The organism is Kitasatospora sp. Ki12, from assembly GCF_054601375.1.
In genome coordinates, this window is the sequence record NZ_BAAIHT010000001.1 from 590,912 (window position 1) to 610,805 (window position 19,894).

General features: G+C 73.6%; 17 protein-coding genes. 7 read left to right on the plus strand and 10 right to left on the minus strand.

Annotation, left to right across the window (positions count from 1 at the left end):
• Positions 1 to 299: 299 nt before the first annotated feature.
• From ACYP53_RS02550 to miaA, 4 genes are all read right to left on the minus strand, one after another.
• Positions 300 to 2,480, minus strand: a complete 2,181-nt coding sequence (locus ACYP53_RS02550; RefSeq protein WP_189922311.1) for a RelA/SpoT family protein — start codon at positions 2,478 to 2,480, stop codon at positions 300 to 302.
• A gap of 169 nt (positions 2,481 to 2,649) precedes the next feature.
• Positions 2,650 to 3,561, minus strand: a complete 912-nt coding sequence (dapF, locus tag ACYP53_RS02555) for a diaminopimelate epimerase (RefSeq protein WP_459646542.1) — start codon at positions 3,559 to 3,561, stop codon at positions 2,650 to 2,652.
• Positions 3,562 to 3,715: 154 nt separating this feature from the next.
• Positions 3,716 to 4,228, minus strand: coding sequence for a hypothetical protein (locus ACYP53_RS02560; RefSeq protein ID WP_189922309.1), 513 nt, complete (start codon positions 4,226 to 4,228; stop codon positions 3,716 to 3,718).
• 227 nt (positions 4,229 to 4,455) lie between these two features.
• Positions 4,456 to 5,415, minus strand: a complete 960-nt coding sequence (miaA, locus tag ACYP53_RS02565; RefSeq protein WP_459646543.1) for a tRNA (adenosine(37)-N6)-dimethylallyltransferase MiaA — start codon at positions 5,413 to 5,415, stop codon at positions 4,456 to 4,458.
• Between the two features lie 196 nt (positions 5,416 to 5,611).
• Here miaA and ACYP53_RS02570 point away from each other — a divergent pair, with 196 nt between their 5' ends.
• Positions 5,612 to 5,857 carry an antitoxin gene (locus ACYP53_RS02570; protein WP_189922305.1) on the plus strand — a complete coding sequence of 82 codons (246 nt, stop codon included), beginning with the start codon at positions 5,612 to 5,614 and terminating at the stop codon, positions 5,855 to 5,857.
• 37 nt (positions 5,858 to 5,894) lie between these two features.
• Here ACYP53_RS02570 and ACYP53_RS02575 read toward each other — a convergent pair whose 3' ends face one another.
• Together ACYP53_RS02575 and miaB are read right to left on the minus strand one after the other, a co-directional pair.
• Positions 5,895 to 6,602 (minus strand): class III extradiol ring-cleavage dioxygenase family protein, encoded by a 708-nt coding sequence (locus tag ACYP53_RS02575; RefSeq protein WP_459646544.1) that lies wholly within the window; start codon positions 6,600 to 6,602, stop codon positions 5,895 to 5,897.
• Between the two features lie 229 nt (positions 6,603 to 6,831).
• Positions 6,832 to 8,334 carry a tRNA (N6-isopentenyl adenosine(37)-C2)-methylthiotransferase MiaB gene (gene miaB, locus ACYP53_RS02580; RefSeq protein WP_459646545.1) on the minus strand — a complete coding sequence of 501 codons (1,503 nt, stop codon included), beginning with the start codon at positions 8,332 to 8,334 and terminating at the stop codon, positions 6,832 to 6,834.
• A gap of 194 nt (positions 8,335 to 8,528) precedes the next feature.
• Between miaB and ACYP53_RS02585 the strand changes: the two genes are divergently transcribed.
• Entirely contained in the window at positions 8,529 to 9,548 is a 1,020-nt protein-coding gene (locus ACYP53_RS02585) for a TAXI family TRAP transporter solute-binding subunit (protein ID WP_189922301.1), read from the plus strand.
• A 36-nt stretch (positions 9,549 to 9,584) separates the two neighbouring features.
• On the opposite strand, the gene ACYP53_RS02590 is transcribed toward ACYP53_RS02585, so the two are convergent.
• Together ACYP53_RS02590 and ACYP53_RS02595 are read right to left on the minus strand one after the other, a co-directional pair.
• Entirely contained in the window at positions 9,585 to 11,009 is a 1,425-nt protein-coding gene (locus ACYP53_RS02590) for a sensor histidine kinase (RefSeq protein WP_189922299.1), read from the minus strand.
• Between the two features lie 6 nt (positions 11,010 to 11,015).
• Positions 11,016 to 11,774 carry a response regulator transcription factor gene (locus tag ACYP53_RS02595; protein WP_189922297.1) on the minus strand — a complete coding sequence of 253 codons (759 nt, stop codon included), beginning with the start codon at positions 11,772 to 11,774 and terminating at the stop codon, positions 11,016 to 11,018.
• Between the two features lie 391 nt (positions 11,775 to 12,165).
• Between ACYP53_RS02595 and ACYP53_RS02600 the strand changes: the two genes are divergently transcribed.
• The 5 genes from ACYP53_RS02600 to ACYP53_RS02620 all read left to right on the plus strand — a co-directional run bounded on the left by ACYP53_RS02600 (position 12,166) and on the right by ACYP53_RS02620 (position 17,418).
• On the plus strand, positions 12,166 to 12,939 hold the full coding sequence (locus ACYP53_RS02600) for an amino acid ABC transporter ATP-binding protein (RefSeq protein ID WP_189922295.1): 774 nt from the start codon (positions 12,166 to 12,168) through the stop codon (positions 12,937 to 12,939).
• 130 nt (positions 12,940 to 13,069) lie between these two features.
• Complete coding sequence (locus ACYP53_RS02605) at positions 13,070 to 13,969, plus strand: glutamate ABC transporter substrate-binding protein (RefSeq protein ID WP_459646546.1); 900 nt, start codon at positions 13,070 to 13,072, stop codon at positions 13,967 to 13,969.
• A gap of 85 nt (positions 13,970 to 14,054) precedes the next feature.
• A complete protein-coding gene (locus tag ACYP53_RS02610; protein ID WP_189922290.1) occupies positions 14,055 to 14,705 on the plus strand; it encodes an amino acid ABC transporter permease in 651 nt (216 codons plus the stop codon).
• The gene (locus tag ACYP53_RS02615; protein ID WP_189922288.1) at positions 14,702 to 15,550 is read left to right on the plus strand and encodes an amino acid ABC transporter permease; all 849 of its coding nucleotides are present in this window, start codon (positions 14,702 to 14,704) and stop codon (positions 15,548 to 15,550) included. The genes ACYP53_RS02610 and ACYP53_RS02615 overlap by 4 nt, the downstream gene beginning before the upstream one ends.
• A 122-nt stretch (positions 15,551 to 15,672) precedes the next feature.
• On the plus strand, positions 15,673 to 17,418 hold the full coding sequence (locus ACYP53_RS02620) for an FAD-dependent monooxygenase (protein ID WP_189922286.1): 1,746 nt from the start codon (positions 15,673 to 15,675) through the stop codon (positions 17,416 to 17,418).
• Positions 17,419 to 17,524: 106 nt separating this feature from the next.
• Here ACYP53_RS02620 and recX read toward each other — a convergent pair whose 3' ends face one another.
• A complete protein-coding gene (gene recX, locus ACYP53_RS02625; protein ID WP_459646547.1) occupies positions 17,525 to 18,679 on the minus strand; it encodes a recombination regulator RecX in 1,155 nt (384 codons plus the stop codon).
• Between the two features lie 4 nt (positions 18,680 to 18,683).
• On the minus strand, positions 18,684 to 19,808 hold the full coding sequence (gene recA, locus ACYP53_RS02630; RefSeq protein WP_189922284.1) for a recombinase RecA: 1,125 nt from the start codon (positions 19,806 to 19,808) through the stop codon (positions 18,684 to 18,686).
• Positions 19,809 to 19,894 lie beyond the last annotated feature (86 nt).

Sequence of the window (19,894 nt, forward strand, 5' to 3'; positions counted from 1 at the left end):
GTGGCCTTCCGGGACCGCCGCGCGGTCCCGTACGGAGTCTGCCCAGCTGCCGCCCCGGCTACCGTCCGGGCGGGGGTGAGCTAACCCCTCGGGTCCTCGGGTGCCACCGGGACTCCTGTGCCCTGTGAACGCCGTGGACCGGCCGTGAATTCCCCACGATGGTCGCACGCCCGGCCGGGACCGGTCATCCCCATTTCGCCGCGCGGCGGCACCGGCCCGGCGGCACCGGCCCGGCGGCCCCGGGCCCGGCGCCCGGCCCCATGGCCCCGGCCGACCGGGCCGGGCGGGCCGGGCGGGCCCTACCCCACCTCCGGGGCGTGCGGGCGGCTGACGTCGTAGACCCCGGAGACCCGCAGCATCGCCCGCATCAGCCCGGGCAGCGCGCCCGGCTCGGGCAGTTCGACGGTGTAGGTGTGCCGGACCCGCGACTCCTGCGGCGGCTCGACCCCGGCCGAGACGATGCCGACGCCGGCCGCGGAGATCGCCGCGGTGATGTCGGCGAGCAGCCGGGGCCGGTTCAGCGCCTCGGCCCGCAGGGTGGCCCGGTGCCCGGTGGCCGGGGTGGACTGCGGCTGCCAGCGGACCTCCAGCGCGGTCCGCCCGTCCGCCCGCATCCGCTCGCCCGCCGGGCAGCCGGTGCGGTGCACGGCCACCGCGCCGCCGCGGATCGGGTAGCCGGCCACCTCGTCCGGCGGGACGGGCGTGCAGCAGCGCGCCAGCCGTACGGTCGCCCCGGGCCGTCCGGTCACCGCGACCGGGGCGGACCGCTTCTCGGCGGTACGGCGGCCGGGCGGGGCGGGCTGGGCCCCGGCCGGGCCGGTGCGGACGGCGGGCAGCCGGGCCGGGGGGTCGGCCAGCCAGCGTTCGATGGCCAGCCGGGCGGCCGGGGTGCGGGCGTGCGCCAGCCACTCGGGGGCGGGGCCGGAGGGCTGTCCACCGCCGGCCGGGGGGCTCTCGGTGAGCACCTCGACCAGGTCGCCGTCCTCCAGCACGGTGGAGAGCGCGCTGAGCCGTCCGTTGACCCGGACGCCGATACATCGGTGGCCGGTCTCCTCGCCGAGCAGGTAGGCCGCGTCCACACAGGTGGCGCCGGCCCGCAGCTGAAGCGTTTCGCCGCTCTCCGTGACCACGGTGATCTCGCGGTCGCCGGCCAGGTCGGCGGTGAGCGCGGACCAGAAGGCGTCCGGGTCGGGCGTCTCCTGCTGCCACTCCAGGAGCCGGCTGAGCCAGCCGGGCCTGGCCGGGTCGGTGCGGTCCAGTTCGTCGGTGTCCTGGGCGGCGCCGGCCGGGGACGGGCCGCCCAGCGTGACCACCCCGGTCTCGGCGACCTCGTGCATCCGGCGGGTGCGGACCAGCACCTCGACCACCGCGCCGTCGCTCAGCGCCACGGCGGTGTGCAGCGACTGGTACAGGTTGAACTTGGGCGCGGCGACGAAGTCCTTGAACTCCCCGGGCAGCGGCGTCCAGCAGGTGTGCAGCTCGCCGAGCACCGCGTAGCAGTCGGCGTTCTCCTCGACCACCACCAGCAGCCGCCCGAAGTCGGCGGGCCGCGGCCCCTGCGGCCGGCCGTCCGGCCCGGGCGCGCCGGACCGCTTGAGCAGCACCCGGTGCAGCGAGACGCAGTGCCGGGGGCGGACCGTCACCTCGGCGGCCACCCCGGCCTCGGCCAGCTGCCGGGCCAGCTGCCGGGCGAAGGGCTCCAGCACGGTGTCCGGCTCGGCCTCGTGGCCGGCCATCAGGGCACGGGTGCGGGCGTGCTCCTCGGGGTGCAGGGTGGCGAAGACGATGTCCTCCAGCTCCGCCTTGAGCACCTGGATGCCGAGCCGCTCGGCCAGCGGGATCAGCACGTCCCGGGTGACCTTGGCGATCCGCACCTGGCTGGCCGGCTTCATGTGCCGGATGGTGCGCATGTTGTGCAGCCGGTCGGCCAGCTTGATCACCATCACCCGGACGTCGTCCCCGGTGGCGACCAGCATCTTGCGGAAGGTCTCCGCCTCGGCGGCGGCGCCGAAGTCGACCTTCTCCAGTTTCGTCACCCCGTCGACCAGGTAGGCGACTTCGGGCCCGAACCCGGCGCTCACCTGGTCCAGCGTCAACTCGGTGTCCTCGACGGTGTCGTGGAGCAGCGAGGCGACCAAGGTGGTCGTCCCGGCGCCGAGTTGGGCCAGGATCATGGTGACGGCCAGCGGGTGGGTGATGTACGGCTCGCCGCTCTTGCGCTTCTGGCCGCGGTGGCTGGCCTCGGCGAGCCGGTACGCCCTGGCGAGCAGGCCGAGGTCGGCCTGCGGATGGTGCTGGCGGTGGACCCGGACGAGCGGTTCCAGGGCGTCCGGCACCGGCGGCCGGCCGGTCGCCAGCAGCGCGGCCCGGCCGGCCCGGCCGAGGGCTGCCCGGCCGAGCTCTCCGAGGGGCCTCCTGGCCCCGGCCTGCCGTACGGTCGTCGGCTGCCCCGTCAGGGACTGCCCGGCTTCGATGGTCATCGGCACCTCCGGCAACGGTCGCCGGGCGGCGCCCCTCCCCGTGGGGTGATCGACCCGGTGGTCCATGCTACCGAGCAGAGCACGTTCCGCGACGCCGTGATTCCCGTCCGCGACCGGTATCACCCGATCGGGGGGATTCGTCGCCGTACGAATTGGGCAAACCGGGCTGTCAGCTCCGGCGGACGGACTCCCACCAGCGCTCGTCCAGCCGTCCCTCGGCCACGATCACGGCCGGCCCGGTCATCTCCACCCGGCCGTCCGGGTGCTCGGTGATGACCAGCCGGCCGCCCAGCACGTCCACGGTGTACGCGACGGCCTCACCGGTGACCGCCGGGTCGACGCCGTCCCGGCGGATCGCCGCCACCGCGACGGCGCAGGCGCCGGTGCCGCAGGAACGGGTCTCGCCCGAGCCGCGCTCGTGCACCCGCATCGCGACGTGCCGCGGGCCGCGGTCCACCACGAACTCGACGTTGACGCCCTGCGGGTAGGTGCCCTCGGGGCTGGTGAGCGGCGCGGTGTACAGGTCGCCCGCGTGGTCCAGGCTCTCCACGAAGGCCACCGCGTGCGGGTTGCCCATGTTGACGTTCAGGGCCGGCCAGCGCCGCTCCCCGACCGCGACCTCGATGCCGTCCGGCCCGGGCAGCCGGGCGCGGCCCATGTCGATGGTGACGTCACCGGGCGTGCCGTCCCCGGCGTCCTCGGCGACCCTCGCGGTGAGCACCCCGGAGCGGGTGGCGATCGCCAGCTCACCCGGCTTGGCCAGACCGGCCCCGACCAGGAAGCGGGCGAAGACCCGCAGGCCGTTGCCGCACATCTCGGCGACGCTGCCGTCGGAGTTGCGGTAGTCCATGAACCACTCGGCCCGGTCGGCCATCCCCGCGGCGGCCGGGTCCGCGGCCGCCCGCACCACCCGCAGCAGCCCGTCCCCGCCGATGCCGGCCCGCCGGTCGCACAGCGCTGCGACGGCCGCGGGACCGATCTCCAGCGCGCCGTCCGGGTCCGGGACGATGACGAAGTCGTTCTGGGTGCCGTGCCCCTTGAAGAAGGGGATGCCGCCGTGCTGGGAAGAGGATGCGCTCACCCTCCCGATGGTACTGATACTCGCCCGCTCGCCTCCGGGGCGCTCCGGCCCGGTGCCGACGGTCGGCGCTCCCTCGCTCCTGCGTCGCTCCCTCGCGCTCTCCCTTTCGGCACCGGCGCGCCCCTTCGGCTCGGGGCGGGGACCCGGGCGGAGCTCAGCGCAGGTAGGCGACGCGCCAGACCGCGAGCGCGCAGGCGGCCAGCGCGATCACGGTGTAGAGCACGATCGCCTTCCACCCGGCGCGCTGCCCGGAGCCCCGGCGGGGCAGCCCCGGCCACTTGTAGCCGGCGTGCCGGGCGGCCATCGCGCCCCAGCCGACCGAGGCGGCGGTGAGCAGCAGCCCGAGCATCCCGACCATGGTGGCGCGCGCGCCGGCCGAGCCGAAGGCGAGCGGGAAGGCGAACATCAGCGAGCCGAGGGTGCCCAGCAGCGCGATCGGCAGGGTCTGCCACCAGCGCAGCCGGCGCAGCGGCCGGATCTCCCGCTCGTGCACCGCGCCGCCGGGCGGGGTACGGGTGTCCAGGGCGGGCATCGCGACCGCGTACGAGGTCGGCGCCTCAAGTCCGGTCAGCACGGGGAGGTCGCCCATCGTCGACTCGTCGAAGGCCTCGGCCGGCGCGGTGACACTCCCGCTCTGACCGGGTTCGGGGCCGGTACCCGTCGACACACGGCCTCCCCTGACAGTTCGACACGAGCGGACTCGCGGCCGGGCTCGGTCGGCCCGTTCGGCCGACTCCTATGCCTTCGATGATGGCATGTCCAGACGGTCATTCCGGGCCTGACCGGGGTCGACGGGTGATCCGTGGCCATCACGTGATCGGGCCGTGACCGCCGGTTCGTCCTGCACGGTCACCTGCCCGCGCAGGTGCACCGCCGAATTGGCCGGAACCCGTCCTACGCGGCCGGAACACCCTGACGGCCGATCAGTTCGAGGGACCGTTCCAGCATCTCGACGGGGTCGGTTCCGGCCGGTCGGGAGAGCCAGTGGATCCGGTCGTCGCGGCGGAACCAGGACTCCTGGCGGCGGGCGAAGCGCTTGGTGGCCCGGACGGTCTCGGCCCGCGCCTCGTCCTCGGTGCACTCGCCGGCGAAGTGGTCGAGCACCTGCTGGTAGCCGAGCGCCCGGGAGGCGGTCCTCCCCTCCCGCAGTCCGGCCTTCTCCAGCTCCCGCACCTCGTCCAGGAGTCCGGCCTCCCACATCCGGTCGACCCGCAGCGTGATCCGCTCGTCCAGCTCGGGACGCGGCACGGCGACGCCGATCTGCACCGCCTCGTACACGGCGGTGTTGCTCGGCAGGTTGGCGGTGAACGGCTGCCCGGTGATCTCGATGACCTCCAGCGCGCGGACGATCCGCCGTCCGTTGCTCGTGAGGATCGCCTCGGCGGCCGCCGGGTCCAGGCCGGCCAGCCGGCCGTGCAGCGCGTACGGGCCGAGCTCCTCCAGTTCGGCCTCCAGCCGGGCCCGGACGGCCGGGTCGGTGCCGGGGAACTCCATCTCGTCGATGGCCGCCCGGACGTACAGCCCGGAGCCGCCGACCAGGACGGGCGTGCGCCCGGCGGCGAGCAGCCGGTCGATCTCGGCCCGGGCCAGCCGCTGGTACTCGGCCACGCTGGCGGCCTCGGTGACGTCCCAGACGTCCATCAGGTGGTGCGGGACCCCTTCGCGCTCGGCCGTGGTGAGCTTGGCGGTGCCGATGTCCATGCCCCGGTACAGCTGCATCGAGTCGGTGTTGATCACCTCGCCGTCGAGGCTGCGGGCGAGGGCGACGGCCAGGTCGGACTTGCCGGCGGCGGTCGCGCCGACGACGCAGATCACACGGGCAGGGGCGACACGCGGGGTAAGGGAGCTGCTCACCGCTCCAGTCTCGCAAAACCGCGGCGGGGACGGGGACCGGGCTGCCGGTCGCCCGGAGCTGCGCGACGATATGACTGTTCTCCGGACCGTTTCCGGACGTTTTCCCAGTTGGCGCCCGGTTTGCGAACGCTTCGCCGAGCGCGGACGTTGTGCAGGGGACGGGGATGGACGGACGACAGGGAAGGGTGAGACCGCCATGGGTCTGATGGACAACCTCAAGGGCAAGGCCGAGGAGCTCAAGGAGAAGGCGAGCGAGCTGGCCGGCAAGCACAGCGACCAGATCGAGAAGGCCGTGGACAAGGCCGGCGGCGCGATCGACAAGGCGACCAAGGGCAAGTACAGCGACAAGATCGAGCACGGCGCCGGCAAGGCCAAGCACGCCGTCGACGACTTCGCGCACAAGCCGAAGCCGGGCGAGCCGGGACAGCCCCCGAAGTCCTGACCCGCCGGGGGCCCGACCGGGGCCCGCCAGGGACCGGCTAGGCCCCGTGGGCCCAGCTCGCCACGAAGTACCCGACGCCGTACGGCGCGTCCTGGTAGCCCAGCCGCCCGGTGAGGCCGGCGCCCTCCGCGGCGCCGGCCAGCACCTGCCAGGGCGCCCGGCCCTCGGCCTTGAGCTCGGCGGCCAGGCCCGCGTCCAGGGCGGCCAGCGCCGCCGGGTCGGCCGCGCCCAGGGCGGCGGCCAGGGCGGCGTCGAAGTCCTCGGCCCGCTCGTCCAGGTAGCCGGGCGCCTTCACCGAGCGGCAGGCGCTGCCGTCGCCGAGCACCAGCAGGGCGACCCGGTCGGCGAGCCCGGCCAGGCCCTGGCCGAGGCCGAGCATCCGGTCGGCCGGGGCGTCGGCGGGCACCGCGCAGGCGTGCGTGGGCAGGGTCACCCCGGCGCGCTCCAGCAGCCAGGCGCCGACGGTCAGCGAGGGCGCCAGCTCCGGCCCCTCGACCCGGTCACCGGGCAGCTTGGCGACCAGCGGCACCCCGTAGCGGCGGAAGGAGCCGGCCCCGCCCTCGGTCCACACCTCGGCCTCCGGCCCGGTGCCGACCACCACGACCAGCTCCGGCTCGGCCGCGACCAGTGCCGCCAGCGCCTCGTCGCAGGCGGCGCGCAGCGCGTCCAGCTCGGCCGCCGCCCCGGCGGCGACCTCCGGGACGAGCAGCGGCGGACAGGGGCACACGGCGGCGGCTACCAGCATGTGGATCACTCTAGCCAACGGGAACGGCGGCCCCGCAGAAGCTGTGACTCGCGCGCTCGCCTCCGGGGCGCTCTTGGCCCGGTGCCGACGGTCGTCGCTCCAAGGCCCTCTCCCCCAGCCTTCGGCCGGGGGGGACCCCCGTCTCGGGCCTCCTCGCTCCTCGCTTTCGGCACCGGCGCGCCCCTTCGGCTCGGCGCGGCTCTCACCGCACCGAGCCGGAAGCAGGCCGTCAGTCGCCGCAGCAGGCCCCGCCCGCCGGCGCGGCGAGCGGCAGCGCGGCCGGGGCGCCGATGGACGGCAGGCCGAGCATCACGCCGGCCGGCTTGGCGGCGGGCTTGGCCTGGCGCTTCTCCCAGGCGTCGCCGGCCCGGGTGCGGCGCACCGAGAGCGCCGGGCCCTCGGCCAGCAGGTGGTGCGGGGCGGCGTAGGTGATCTCGACGGTCACCATGTCGCCCGGGCGCACCGGCTCCTCGGGCTTGGTGAAGTGCACCAGGCGGTTGTCGGGCGCGCGCCCGGAGAGCCGCCGGGTCTGGTCGTCCTTCTTGCCCTCGCCCTCGGCGACCAGGATCTCCAGGGTGCGGCCGACCTGCTTCTTGTTCTCCTCCCAGGAGATCTCCTCCTGGAGGGCGATCAGCCGGTCGTAGCGGGCCTGCACGACCTCCTTCGGCACCTGGTCCTCCATTTCCGCCGCCGGGGTCCCGGGGCGCTTGGAGTACTGGAAGGTGAAGGCGTTGGTGAAGCGGGCCTCGCGGACGGTGTGCATCGTCTCCTCGAAGTCCTCCTCGGTCTCGCCGGGGAAGCCCACGATGATGTCGGTGGAGATCGCCGCGTCGGGCATCGCCTCGCGGACCGATCTGATGATCCCGAGGAAACGCTCCTGCCGGTAGGAGCGGCGCATCGCCTTGAGCACCCGGTCGGAGCCGGACTGCAGCGGCATGTGCAGCTGGTGCATCACGGTCGGGGTCTCTGCCATCGCGGCGATCACGTCGTCGGTGAAGTCGCGCGGGTGCGGCGAGGTGAAGCGGATCCGCTCCAGGCCCTCGATCTGCCCGGCGGCGCGCAGCAGCTTGGAGAAGGCCTCGCGGTCGCCCAGGTCGGAGCCGTAGGCGTTGACGTTCTGGCCGAGCAGGGTCACCTCGATGACGCCCTCGTCCACCAGCGCCTCGATCTCGGCGAGGACGTCGCCGGGGCGGCGGTCCTCCTCCTTGCCGCGCAGGGCGGGGACGATGCAGAAGGTGCAGGTGTTGTTGCAGCCGACCGAGATCGAGACCCAGGCGGCGTACGCGGAGTCGCGGCGGGTCGGCAGGGTGGAGGGGAAGGTCTCCAGCGATTCGAGGATCTCGACCTGGGCCTTCTTCTCGATCGCGGCCCGCTCCAGCAGTGCGGGCAGGTGCCCGATGTTGTGGGTGCCGAACACCACGTCGACCCAGGGGGCGCGGGTGACGATGGTGTCGCGGTCCTTCTGGGCCAGGCAGCCGCCGACGGCGATCTGCATGCCCTTGTGGCGGGTCTTGACCGGCGCCAGCTGGCCGAGGTTGCCGTACAGCTTGTTGTCGGCGTTCTCGCGCACCGCGCAGGTGTTGAACACCACCAGGTCCGGGTCGCCCTCGGGCCCGGCCTTGACGTAGCCCGCCTCCTCCAGCAGCCCGGACAGCCGCTCGGAGTCGTGGACGTTCATCTGACAGCCGTGCGTGACGACCTTGTAGCTCTTCAATCCGCTCTCACCGCTCACCAGACCAGGGTACGGGCAGCCGCGAAGCGCTTTTCCCGGAGCGGGCCCCGTCCGTTCCGGGAAACTCCCCCGCCCCTCCCCGGCAGCTCCCCGACCTCTCCCCGCTCCCTCCGCAGCCCCTCCCCGCCCTTCCCCGGAGCTTTCCCCGGCCCGTTCCCCTCCCGTTCCGCCGGAGCGCCTGGCAGTATCCCTGCATGACCCCCACCACCCCGTCACGTCTCGGCGCCGCCGTCCGCACCGCGGCCCGCAGCCCGCTGTGGCGGACGGTGCTGGTGCTGGTGCTGCTGGTCGCCGGGTTCGGCGGCTGGTGGCTGTCGGCGGGCCGCTCGCCCGGGTACCCGCGCGGGGAGGTCCGCTTCGCCACCGGCGTGCAGCGCGGCGTCTACGACCGGTACGGGCAGCTGCTGCAGACGCACGTCTCCGGGACGATGCCGGGGGTGCGGCTGGCCCTGGACAACACCGAGGGCTCGATAGACAACCTCACCCGGGTGATCACCGGCCGGGACACCTTCGCGATCGCCACCGCCGACGCGGTCGCCGACTACCAGGGTCCCGGCAAGGACCGGCTGCGGGCGATCGCCCGGCTCTACGACGACTACCTGCAGCTGGTCGTCCCGGCCTCCTCCCCGGTGCACCGCACGGCCGACCTCAAGGGCCTGCGGGTCGGCGTCGGCCTGAAGCAGTCCGGGGTGAACCTGGTGACCAAGCGGCTGCTGACCGCCGCCGGGCTGAACCCCGAGCACGACGTCGTCGCGGTCCCGGCCGGGGTCGGCGAGGCCGCCGACGCGCTGCGCGCGGGCCAGCTGGACGCCTTCTTCTGGTCCGGCGGCCTGCCCACCAGCGCGCTCACCGACCTCTCCGACCACGTCAAGATCCGGATCGTGCCGCTGAACGACCTGTCCGAGGCGCTGCACAAGGCGGAGGGCGGCGGCATCGACGCGTACCGGGCGGCCACCATGCCCAAGGGCACCTACCCGAACGCCGAGCCCAAGGACGCGGTCGCGACGATGGCCGTGCCCAACCTGCTGATCACCCGGGACGACGTGGACCCGGGCCTGGTCGAGGGCATGACCCGGGCGGTGATCGACAGTCGCGACCAGATCGGCGCCCAGGTGCACGCCGCCCAGCTGGTCGACCTGCGCACCGCCGTCTACACCGACCCGCTCCCCCTGCACACGGGCGCGGCGCGCTACTACCGCTCGGTCAAGCCGTAGCGGCCACCGTAGCGCCCGCTGTACCGCCCGCCGCCGTCACTTCTCCGGCCGCGGCACCGCCAGCGTCACCGCGAGCCCGGTCGGCTTGACCGGTGCGAAGGCGAGCGAGCCGCCGCCGGCCGCCAGCAGGGTGCGGGCGATGGACAGGCCCAGCCCGGAGCCGTCCACGTTCTGGTGCCGCGGGCTGCGCCAGAACCGGTCGCCGGCCCGGGACAGCTCGTCCTCGGTGAGGCCTGGCCCGGCGTCGACGACGGTCACCGCGACCTCGTCCCGGCGGACCGCGACCCGTACCCGCACCTCGCCGCCGGCCGGGCTGAACTTGATCGCGTTGTCCACCACGGCGTCCAGGGCCGAGCCGAAGCCGATCGGGTCGGCCATGCCGATGGCCAGCGCCGGGCCCTCCCAGCGCAGCGCGATCCCGCTCCGCTCGGCGACCGGCCGCCAGGCGTCCATCCGGGCCAGGGTGAGCTCGGCGAGGTCGGTGCGCTCCGGCTCGGGGCGGGCGTGCTCGGCGGTGGCCAGCCCGAGCAGGTCGTCCAGCACCCGGGCCAGCCGGGTGCCCTCCTCGCGGACGCCGCTGAGCTCCTCCTCGTGGCCCTCGGGCAGCTCCAGGCCGAGCAGCTCGACCCGCAGCAGCAGCGCCGAGAGCGGGTTGCGCAGCTGGTGCGAGGCGTCCGCGACGAAGGCCTTCTGCTGGTCCATCGCGAGCACCACGTGGTCCGCCATCTCGTTGAACGAGCGGGCCAGCCGCTGCAGCTCGGGCGGTCCGCCGCCGGGGGCGACCCGGGCGGCCATCCGGCCGGTGGCGATGTCGTGGGTGGCCCGGTCCAGGGTGCGCACCGGGCGCAGCACCCACTCGGTGAGCCGGACGGCCAGCAGGACGGCGACGATCATCGCGGCGGCCTCGCCGGTGACGAGCACCAGCCACTTGTGCAGCACCCGGGTGCTCAGCGCCCCGGTCGGGGACTCGCTCAGCACCACCGCCACCACGTCGCCGTCGCGCACCACGGGGGCGGCGACGGTGATCGTGCGGTCCGGGGTCCAGGGCCAGACCTGCGGCGGGTTGTGGCTGCGCCGCCCGTCCAGCGCCTCCTGGAAGGCCTGGGCGCCCCAGCCGGCGGCGGGCACCCGCCAGTTCGCGGGCGCGGCGGCGATCGGCAGGCCGTCGCGCTGGAAGATGCCCAGCCGTACGCCGTACAGGTCGAAGTAGCGGTTGACCTCGGCGTCGATCGAGTGCTGCCGGCTGAGGTCCCCGGGGGCGGGTTCGGGCTCGCCCTTGCGGGCGGCGTCGTTGGCGCCGGAGGTGGGCAGGTCCTGGGCGAACCGCGCGGCGTCGTCGAGCCGGTCGACGACCACCTTGGTCTGCTCGGCCGCCGCGACCGCCGCCGCGAGCGGCAGCCCCAGGGCTGCCAGGACGCAGAGCATGAGGGCGATCAGGATGCCGAGCAGGCGGGTGCGCACGTGCGGTCAGTGCTCCGCGGGGGCGTTCGGGGCCTGGTCCGCCGGGGTGGCCGCCGGGCACTCGGGGATCAGCCGGTAGCCGACGCCGCGGACGGCCTCGACCAGGCCGGGCAGCGCGAGCTTGTTGCGCAGCGAGCCGATGTGGACCTCCAGGGTGCGCCCGTTGCCCTCCCAGCCGCTGCGCCAGACCTCGCTGAAGATCTGCTCGCGCCGGTAGACCACGCCCGGGCTCTGCGCGAGCAGGGCGAGCAGGTCGAACTCCTTGCGGGTGAGCGGCACGTCGCGGCCGTCCACGCTGACCCGGCGGCGCTCCCGGTCGATCCGGATGCCGCGGGACTCCAGCGGGCCGCGCTGCTGCGGTACGGCGTCGGGCGCGGGCACCGGCACCACGGAGGGGGCGGCGCCGCGGCGGGCGACGGCGTGGATGCGGGCGAGCAGCTCGCCCATGTCGTACGGCTTGGTGACGTAGTCGTCGGCGCCCAGGTTGAGGCCGTGGATCCGGGAGCGGACGTCGGCGCGGGCGGTGACCATGATCACCGGGACGCCGCTGCCGGCCCTGATCCGGCTGCACACCTCGAAGCCGTCGCGATCGGGCAGCCCGAGGTCGAGCAGCACCACCCGGTACGGCTCGTTTCCGTCCGGCACCAGGGCGTCGAGCGCCTCGTGCCCGCTGCGGGCGTGCCGGACCTGGAAGCCGTGCCGGCCCAGTACCGCGACCAGCGCGGCGGCCACGCGTTCGTCGTCCTCGACGAGCAGCAGTCGCATCCTGTTCTCCTCCTTCCCCCACGTGATCACCGGTGATCATCGGACCGATCGGTCCGGTCCGGTCCTGCGCAGTATGAGCCAGCGGACGGCCCGACGCCAGGTTCGACCTCGCACCGGGCTCGTGGGGGACGGGGAGCGCCGGCGCGGATTCCCGCTGTGACATGCCCCGTCGGCACCCGTGCGAACAGTGCGCGCGCACCGTGTGGCCGTTTCGTGATCCTCAAGTTCCGCTCAGATCGGCTGACGGGGTGCCGTCACGGCTCCTAAGGTCGGCCCACCGGGGGCTGCGGCTCCGCCGGTCGCGGCTCCCGGATTCGCACCACCATTGCCTCCCAAGGGAGTTGAGACTTCTCAGGTAGGCACGATTCGATACACAGAGGGAGCAGGCGCGATGACCGAGAGCCCGGTCCAGGACTCCACCCCCGCAGCCGCCCCACTGGTCGTGCTGAGCAACGTCAACAAGCACTACGGCGCGCTGCACGTGCTGCAGGACATCGACCTCTCGATCGCCCAGGGCGAGGTGGTCGTGCTGATCGGCCCGTCCGGCTCGGGGAAGTCCACGCTCTGCCGGACGATCAACCGGCTGGAGACCATCGACTCCGGCGCGATCACCATCGACGGCCGGCCGCTGCCCGCCGAGGGCAAGGAGCTGGCCCGGCTGCGCGCCGAGGTCGGCATGGTGTTCCAGAGCTTCAACCTGTTCGCGCACAAGACCGTGCTGGAGAACGTGGTCATCGGCCAGGTCAAGGTGCGCAAGGTGCCCCGCCCGGAGGCCGAGAAGACCGCCCGCGGACTGCTGGAGCGCGTCGGCGTCGCCGCGCAGGCCGACAAGTTCCCGGCCCAGCTCTCCGGCGGCCAGCAGCAGCGCGTGGCGATCGCCCGGGCGCTGGCGATGAAGCCCAAGGTGATGCTCTTCGACGAGCCCACCTCGGCCCTCGACCCGGAGATGGTCAACGAGGTGCTGGAGGTCATGCGCCAGCTGGCCGCGGACGGCATGACGATGGTCGTGGTCACCCACGAGATGGGCTTCGCCCGCTCCGCCGCCAACCGCGTGCTGTTCATGGCCGACGGCAAGATCGTCGAGCAGAACACCCCGGACGCCTTCTTCACCGCGCCGCGCTCCGAGCGCGCCAAGGACTTCCTCTCGAAGATCCTGCACCACTGACGCCCACCGGACGTCTCCAGACCACACGGGCCGCCACCGGCGACTGTGCCGACCGGCCCTGCCCGTGCACGAACTTCCAGACGCCAGAGCCCGGTTGCGACCGCGGCCCAGCCCCAGGAGAACAGCCCTCATGAGGACTTCCCGCACCCTCGCCGTCGCGCTCTGTGCCGTCGCGCTCACCGCCACCGCCGCCTGCGGCAAGGACGGCACCCCCGGCGCCGCCGCCACCGCGAGCGACGCCCCGAAGCTCCCGACCTACACGGTCAAGACCGACGCCAAGGTCGACTCCCCGATCATCGCGGAGGCCAAGAAGCGCGGCCAGCTGATCATCGGCGCCAAGGCCGACCAGCCGAACCTCGGCTGGGAGGACGTCGCCAGCGGCGACCGCAGCGGCTTCGACATCGAGGTCGCCAAGATGATCGCCGCCGACCTCGGCTTCACCCCGCAGCAGATCAAGTGGCAGACCCTGGTCTCCTCGCAGCGCGAGCCCGCCATCGCCAAGGGCCAGATCGACTTCTACGTCGGCACCTACAGCATCAACGACGAGCGCAAGAAGACCGTCTCCTTCGCCGGCCCGTACTACATCGCCGGCCAGGACCTCCTGGTGAAGCAGGACAACACGACGATCACCGGGGCGGAGAGCGTCAACGGCAAGAACGTCTGCACCGCCACCGGCTCGACCTCGATCAAGAACATCCAGCAGTACAGCCCGAAGATCACGCAGTTCGACACCTACTCGGCCTGCGTCGAGAAGCTCCTCTCCGGCGAGGTCGACGCCGTCACCACCGACGACGCCATCCTCAAGGGCTACGCCTCCAAGTACGCCGGCAAGCTCAAGGTCGTCGGCAAGCCGTTCACCAAGGAGAACTACGGCGTCGGCCTCAACAAGGACGACGCGGTGCTGCGCAACGCCATCAGCGACGCCCTGAAGGCCCACGAGGACAACGGCGACTGGAAGAAGGCCTACGACGCCACCCTGGGCGCCTCCGGCTCCCCGGCCCCGGACGTCCCGGCCCTCGACCGCTACTGATCAGCCCGCCCGATCAGCCCGCACGACATCCCCGATCGACCCGTCGATCGACATTCCCGACCCTGATTGAGAGGAGGGCCGCCGGATGGGGTTCCTGTTCGAGGACGACAACTTCGCGTTGTTCCGCGACGGCTTCCTGCAGACGATCGAGCTGAGCGCCCTCAGCGCCCTGCTCGCCCTGCTGCTGGGCACCCTGCTGGCGGCCTTCCGGGTCTCCCCGGTGCCGGTGCTGCGCGCTTTCGGCACCACCTGGGTGACGCTGTTCCGCAACACCCCGCTGACCCTGCTGTTCTTCGCCGTCACCTTCGGCCTGCCGCCGCTGGGCGTGCACTTCAGCCACCTGGTCTTCGCGGTGCTGGCGCTCGGCGGGTACACCGCCTCGTTCGTCTGCGAGGTGATCCGCTCCGGCATCAACACCGTGCCGCTCGGCCAGGCGGAAGCCGCCCGCAGCCTCGGCATGACCTTCGGCCAGACCCTCACCCTGGTCATCCTGCCGCAGGCCACCCGCACCGTCCTGGCCCCGATGAGCAGCGTGTTCATCGCCCTGCCGAGGAACTCGGCGATCGCCGGCGCGTTCAGCGTGGGCGAGCTGTACAGCGCCCAGCAGACCTTCTCCGAGCGCGGCTACTCGATCTTCGCGATCTTCTTCTGGGTGGCCTGCGCCTACCTGCTGATCAGCGCGACGGTCGCCACGCTCTTCCGCTTCCTGGAAAACCGACTGGCGGTGGCCCGATGAGTCTTCTGAACCGCCCCGCGACGGCCAGCGTCCTCTACGACGCCCCCGGCCCGAAGACCCGCGCCCGGTACCGCCTGTTCGGCGCCCTCTCCCTGATCGGCGTCGCCGGGCTCCTCTGGTACGTCGTCACCGCGCTCAGTGACAACGGCCAGTTCGACGCCGACCTGTGGGACGCCTTCCAGTACACGTATGTCCAGCAGATGATCCTGGACGGCCTGGTCTCCACCCTGAAGGCCTTCGGCCTGGCGGCGGCGTTCTCGCTCACGCTGGGCGCACTCCTGGCGGCCGGGCAGCTCTCCGACCACAAGCCGGTCCGCTGGCTCTGCGTCGGCATCGTCCAGTTCTTCCGGGCGATGCCGCTGCTGATCCTGATCGTCGGGCTCTACTACGCCTTCTTCGCCAAGGACCCGATGTGGGCCCTGGTGCTCGGCCTCACCCTCTACAACGGCTCGGTCCAGGCGGAGATCATCCGCAGCGGCGTCAACGCCGTCCCGCGCGGCCAGGGCGAGGCCGCCTACGGCCTCGGCATGCGCAAGACCCAGGTCATGACCAGTATTCTGGTGCCGCAGGCCGTCCGCTCGATGCTGCCCTCGATGATCGGCCAGCTGGTCGTCACCCTCAAGGACACCTCGCTCGGGTACATCATCACCTACAACGAGCTGCTGTTCATGGGCAAGAAGATCGCCAGCCAGCCGCTGAACGCCGCCGGCTTCCCCTACATCCCCGTGGTGCTGGTGATCGGCCCGATCTACATCGCCCTGTGCCTGCTGCTGACCGCGCTCGCGCGCTGGATCGAGGCACGCGGCCGTCGCGGCGCGAACCGGCGCACTTCAGCTGCTGCTTGACGGACACGCAGGTGAACTGTTGCATTGCTCTTCGTGACACCTCCCGGGAGCATCCACGCGGCATATGCGGCAGCGGTAACTGACGCCGGCCGATCGGCCGGTTCGTGCCCGGAGGTCCCCACATGGACCCGGTGATCGTGGTCGGGGCCGGACCGGTCGGTCTGGCCCTGGCCCTCGCCCTCGCCCGGCACGAGGTGCCGACCGTCGTCCTGGACGAGGGCTCCGGGCTCTGCCCCGAGGGCCCCCGCAGCCTCGTCGTCGGCGCCGACGGCGCCGCCTTCCTGACCCGGATCGGCTACCCCCGGGCGGTCTCGGACTCCGCCCTGTGGGACTCCTTCACCATCTGGCGGCGCCGCCAGGAGGTGCTGCGGATCGACCTCACCGACTCGCCCACCTTCCACCTCCCCCAGCACCGCCTCCAGCGCGGCCTGCGCGACGCCCTGACCGGCACCCCGCTGATCAAGCTGGTCCCGCTCAACCGGGTCCTCGAACTCGAACAGGACCGGGACGGCGTCAGCGTCCGCACCGTGGGCACCCAGGACGGCACCACCACCTGGTGGCGCGGCAGCCACCTGGTCGGCTGCGACGGCGCGAGATCCGCCGTCCGCAAGCTCCTGAAGATCCGCTTCCCCGGCCGCCCGGCGGTCGACCGCAACGCCATCGCCACCGTCCGGGTCGACCTGCCCTTCGACGGCGCCCGGCTGCACCGCGAGCCCCCGTGGCGCGGCGACCGCGAGGCCTCCGCCCGTCCACTGCCGGACGGCGTCTGGCGGCTCGACTGGCGGCTGCCCCCCGGCCGGCCCGCGCCCACCGAGAACGTCGACCCGCACGCCACCTGGCCGGGCATCGTCACCGGCGACACCCTGCTCACCCGGGTCACCTCCACCCTCACCGGCTGGTGCGGCGAACTCCCCCGCTTCGAACTGCTCGCCGCCGCCGACCACACCGCCCAGCAGCGCCTCGCCGCCCGGTTCCGGGTCGGCCGCTGCTTCCTGGCCGGCGACGCCGCCCACCTGCACGGCGCGCTCGGCATGCAGAACCTCACCGACGGGCTGCGCGACGCCGACAACCTCGCCTGGCGGCTCGCCCTGGCCTGGCACCTCCACTCCGGCGGCCCGCAGCCCGGCGGCTCCCTGCTGGACGGCTACGAGGCCGAGCGGCGCGGCGCGGTCGGCGCCCGGCTGCGCGCCGTCGACCAGTCCATGCCGCTGCTGCGCCCGCTGCGCGGCTGGCAGCAGACCAGGCGCTCGCTGCTGGTCGGCGGCTTCCGCAAGCACGCCCCGCTGCTCGCCGACGGTCAGCTCGGCACCGGCCGCTTCGGCGGCGCGCCCGCCTACCCGGCGGCGCCCTCCGGCGTGCCCGCCCGGGTCCCGGTGCAGCGCGGCGCGCGCGGCGCGACCTCGCTCAGCGAACTGCTGCCCGCCACCGCACCCGGCGTGCTCGTCCCGGACCTGCCGGTGCTCGCCACCGACGGCACCCCCGACCACCTGCACGCCCGCCTCGGCGCCACCTTCCTGCTGCTGCTGGTCGCCCCCGGCACCGCCGTCTGGTCGTCCGAGCACTGGCTCGGCGCCGGGCTGATGCCCCGGCTCGCCGAGGTCGCCGCCGCCCTGCCGGTACCCGCCGAGGTGCTGGTCACCGAGGAGTACCCGGGCGCCGGCCCGCACACCGTGCTGCTGATCCGCCCCGACGGCCACCTGGTCGGCGCCACCCAGGGCGCCGTCGCCGAGGACCTCCTCGCCCTGGCCGACCACGCCCGCGGCGGCCCGGCCCCGCTCGAACCCGCCCCGGAGCCCGTCGCGGACCACGAGCCCGAGCACGAGCACCTCGACCGGCACGCGCCGCAGCAGGTCGACTCACCCAGTTAGGGAGTGCCCGCCCGGCCGGGGAAAGGACGCCGGCCCACGGTGCCCCGGATCCGTCCCGGGTGGGCGAGCGCGGCTCCGAGGCCGTCCGCCGCATCCGGGCGGACCGTCACTCCCACGGGCCCTCCGACGGTTCACCCGCTTCCTCGTCCAGCGCGGCGCGCACCACCCGGAACGCCAGCCCCTCGGAGTAGCCGCGCCGGGCCAGCATCCCGACCAGCCGTCGGGTGCGGACCTGCCGGTCCAGGCCCCGGGTGGACCGCAGCTTGCGCTCGACCAGCGCCCGGGCCGCTTCCTCCTCGTCGTCGTGGTCGACCTGGGCGACGGCCTCCTCGACCAGGTCGGCGGCCACCCCCTTGGTGCGCAGCTCCTGCGTGAGGGCCCGCCGGGACAGCCCGCGGACGGCGTGCCGGGACTCGACCCAGGCCGCGGCGAAGGCGGCGTCGTCGATCAGCCCGACCTCCTCCAGCCGGGTGAGCACCCCGTCGGCGACCTCGTCCGGGATCTCCCGCTTGCGCAGGGCGTCGGCGAGCTGCTTACGGCTCTTGGCGGCACCGGTCAGCAGCCGCAGGCAGATGTCCCGGGCGCGGGTCTCCGGATCGACCGAGTCCTCGTCCTGCTTCCTCCGCGAGCTGCGGCCGGCGCGCCCGCCGCCGGACGGGTCCTCGCCGGGCGTCTCCGCCCCGAACGCCCCCTCACCCGACGGACCCTCGGCGGAACGCCCGCGCCGGGTACGGCCGCGCCGGGGACCGGAGCGAAGGGTCGAGGCGGCCGCACCCCCGTGACCGGCCGCCCCACCATCGCCGAAACCGCGTTCCATCCCCGCGAAGCCGTTCGCCTCGGAGCCGTCCGCGTCGAAGCCGTTCCCCGCCGAGCCGTCGGGTGCCGGGGCGGGCAGGCCCGCTCCGGGCTCCTCGGCTGCCAGGGCCGAACGCCGTCGGCGGCGGCCGGTGGGCAGCTCGGAGGCGGAGACCAGCCCGAGCGTCTCGATCGGGGCCTCCGCCGACCGCTCCCACTCCGAAGCCGGCCCGGGCGCCGCGCCGCGCGCCGCCCGGGCCGGGGCCTGGTCGGACTCCGGCTCCTGACCGGATGTCCGGCGTGCGGTGGACGGGCGTTCCCGCCGCCCCCGGCGCGAGGACGGGGGCGCGGGCGGCTCCGGCGCGGACTCCGGCTCCTCCGCGACCGCGGCGAACCAGTCCGGCGGCCCGTAGTCGTCGTCCTCCGGGCCCGCCGGGCCGTCGCCCACCGTGTCGTACTGCGTCAACGGCTCAGGCCTTGGCCGCCGCCGTCTTCTTCGCCGCGGCCGTCTTGGCGACGGTCGCGGTGATCGGCTTCGCGGCGCCGTCGGCGGTCGCGGCGGTGGCGGCGTCCGCCGAGGCCTCGGCCGGCTCCTCGACCTTCGGGCCGATGCCGAGCTTGCTCTTGATCTTCCGCTCGATCTCGTCGGCGAGCTGCGGGTTGTCCTTCAGGAAGTTACGGGCGTTCTCCTTGCCCTGACCGAGCTGGTCGCCCTCGTAGGTGTACCAGGCGCCCGACTTGCGGATGAAGCCGTGCTCGACGCCCATGTCGATCAGGCCGCCCTCGCGGCTGATGCCGACGCCGTAGAGGATGTCGAACTCGGCCTGCTTGAACGGCGCGGCGACCTTGTTCTTGACCACCTTGACGCGGGTACGGTTGCCGACCGCCTCGGTGCCGTCCTTCAGGGTCTCGATCCGGCGGATGTCCAGCCGGACCGAGGCGTAGAACTTCAGCGCCCGGCCACCGGTCGTGGTCTCCGGCGAGCCGAACATCACGCCGATCTTCTCGCGCAGCTGGTTGATGAAGATCGCGGTGGTGTTCGACTGGTTCAGCGCACCGGCGATCTTGCGCAGCGCCTGGCTCATCAGCCGGGCCTGCAGACCGACGTGCGAGTCGCCCATCTCACCCTCGATCTCGGCGCGCGGGACGAGCGCCGCGACCGAGTCGATGATCACCAGGTCGATCGCGCCGGAGCGGATCAGCATGTCGGTGATCTCCAGCGCCTGCTCACCGGTGTCCGGCTGGCTGACCAGCAGGGCGTCGGTGTCCACGCCGAGCTTCTTCGCGTACTCCGGGTCGAGCGCGTGCTCCGCGTCGACGAAGGCGACCGTGCCGCCCGCCTTCTGGGCGTTGGCCGCCAGGTGCAGGGTCAGGGTGGTCTTGCCGGAGGACTCGGGGCCGTAGATCTCGACCACGCGGCCGCGCGGAATGCCGCCGACCCCCAGGGCGACGTCCAGGGCGGTGGATCCGGTGGAGATCACCTCGACCGGCTCGTTGGCCTTCTCGCCGAGGCGCATCACCGAGCCCTTGCCGAACTGCCGCTCGATCTGGGCGAGCGCGGTTTCCAGGGCCTTCTCGCGGTCCGTACCTGCCATGGCTTTTTCCCTCGGGTTCTGTGCTGTGCGCTTCATCGTCATCGACGCTAGCGCGTCCCACTGACAAACGAGACCGACCGGGCTCG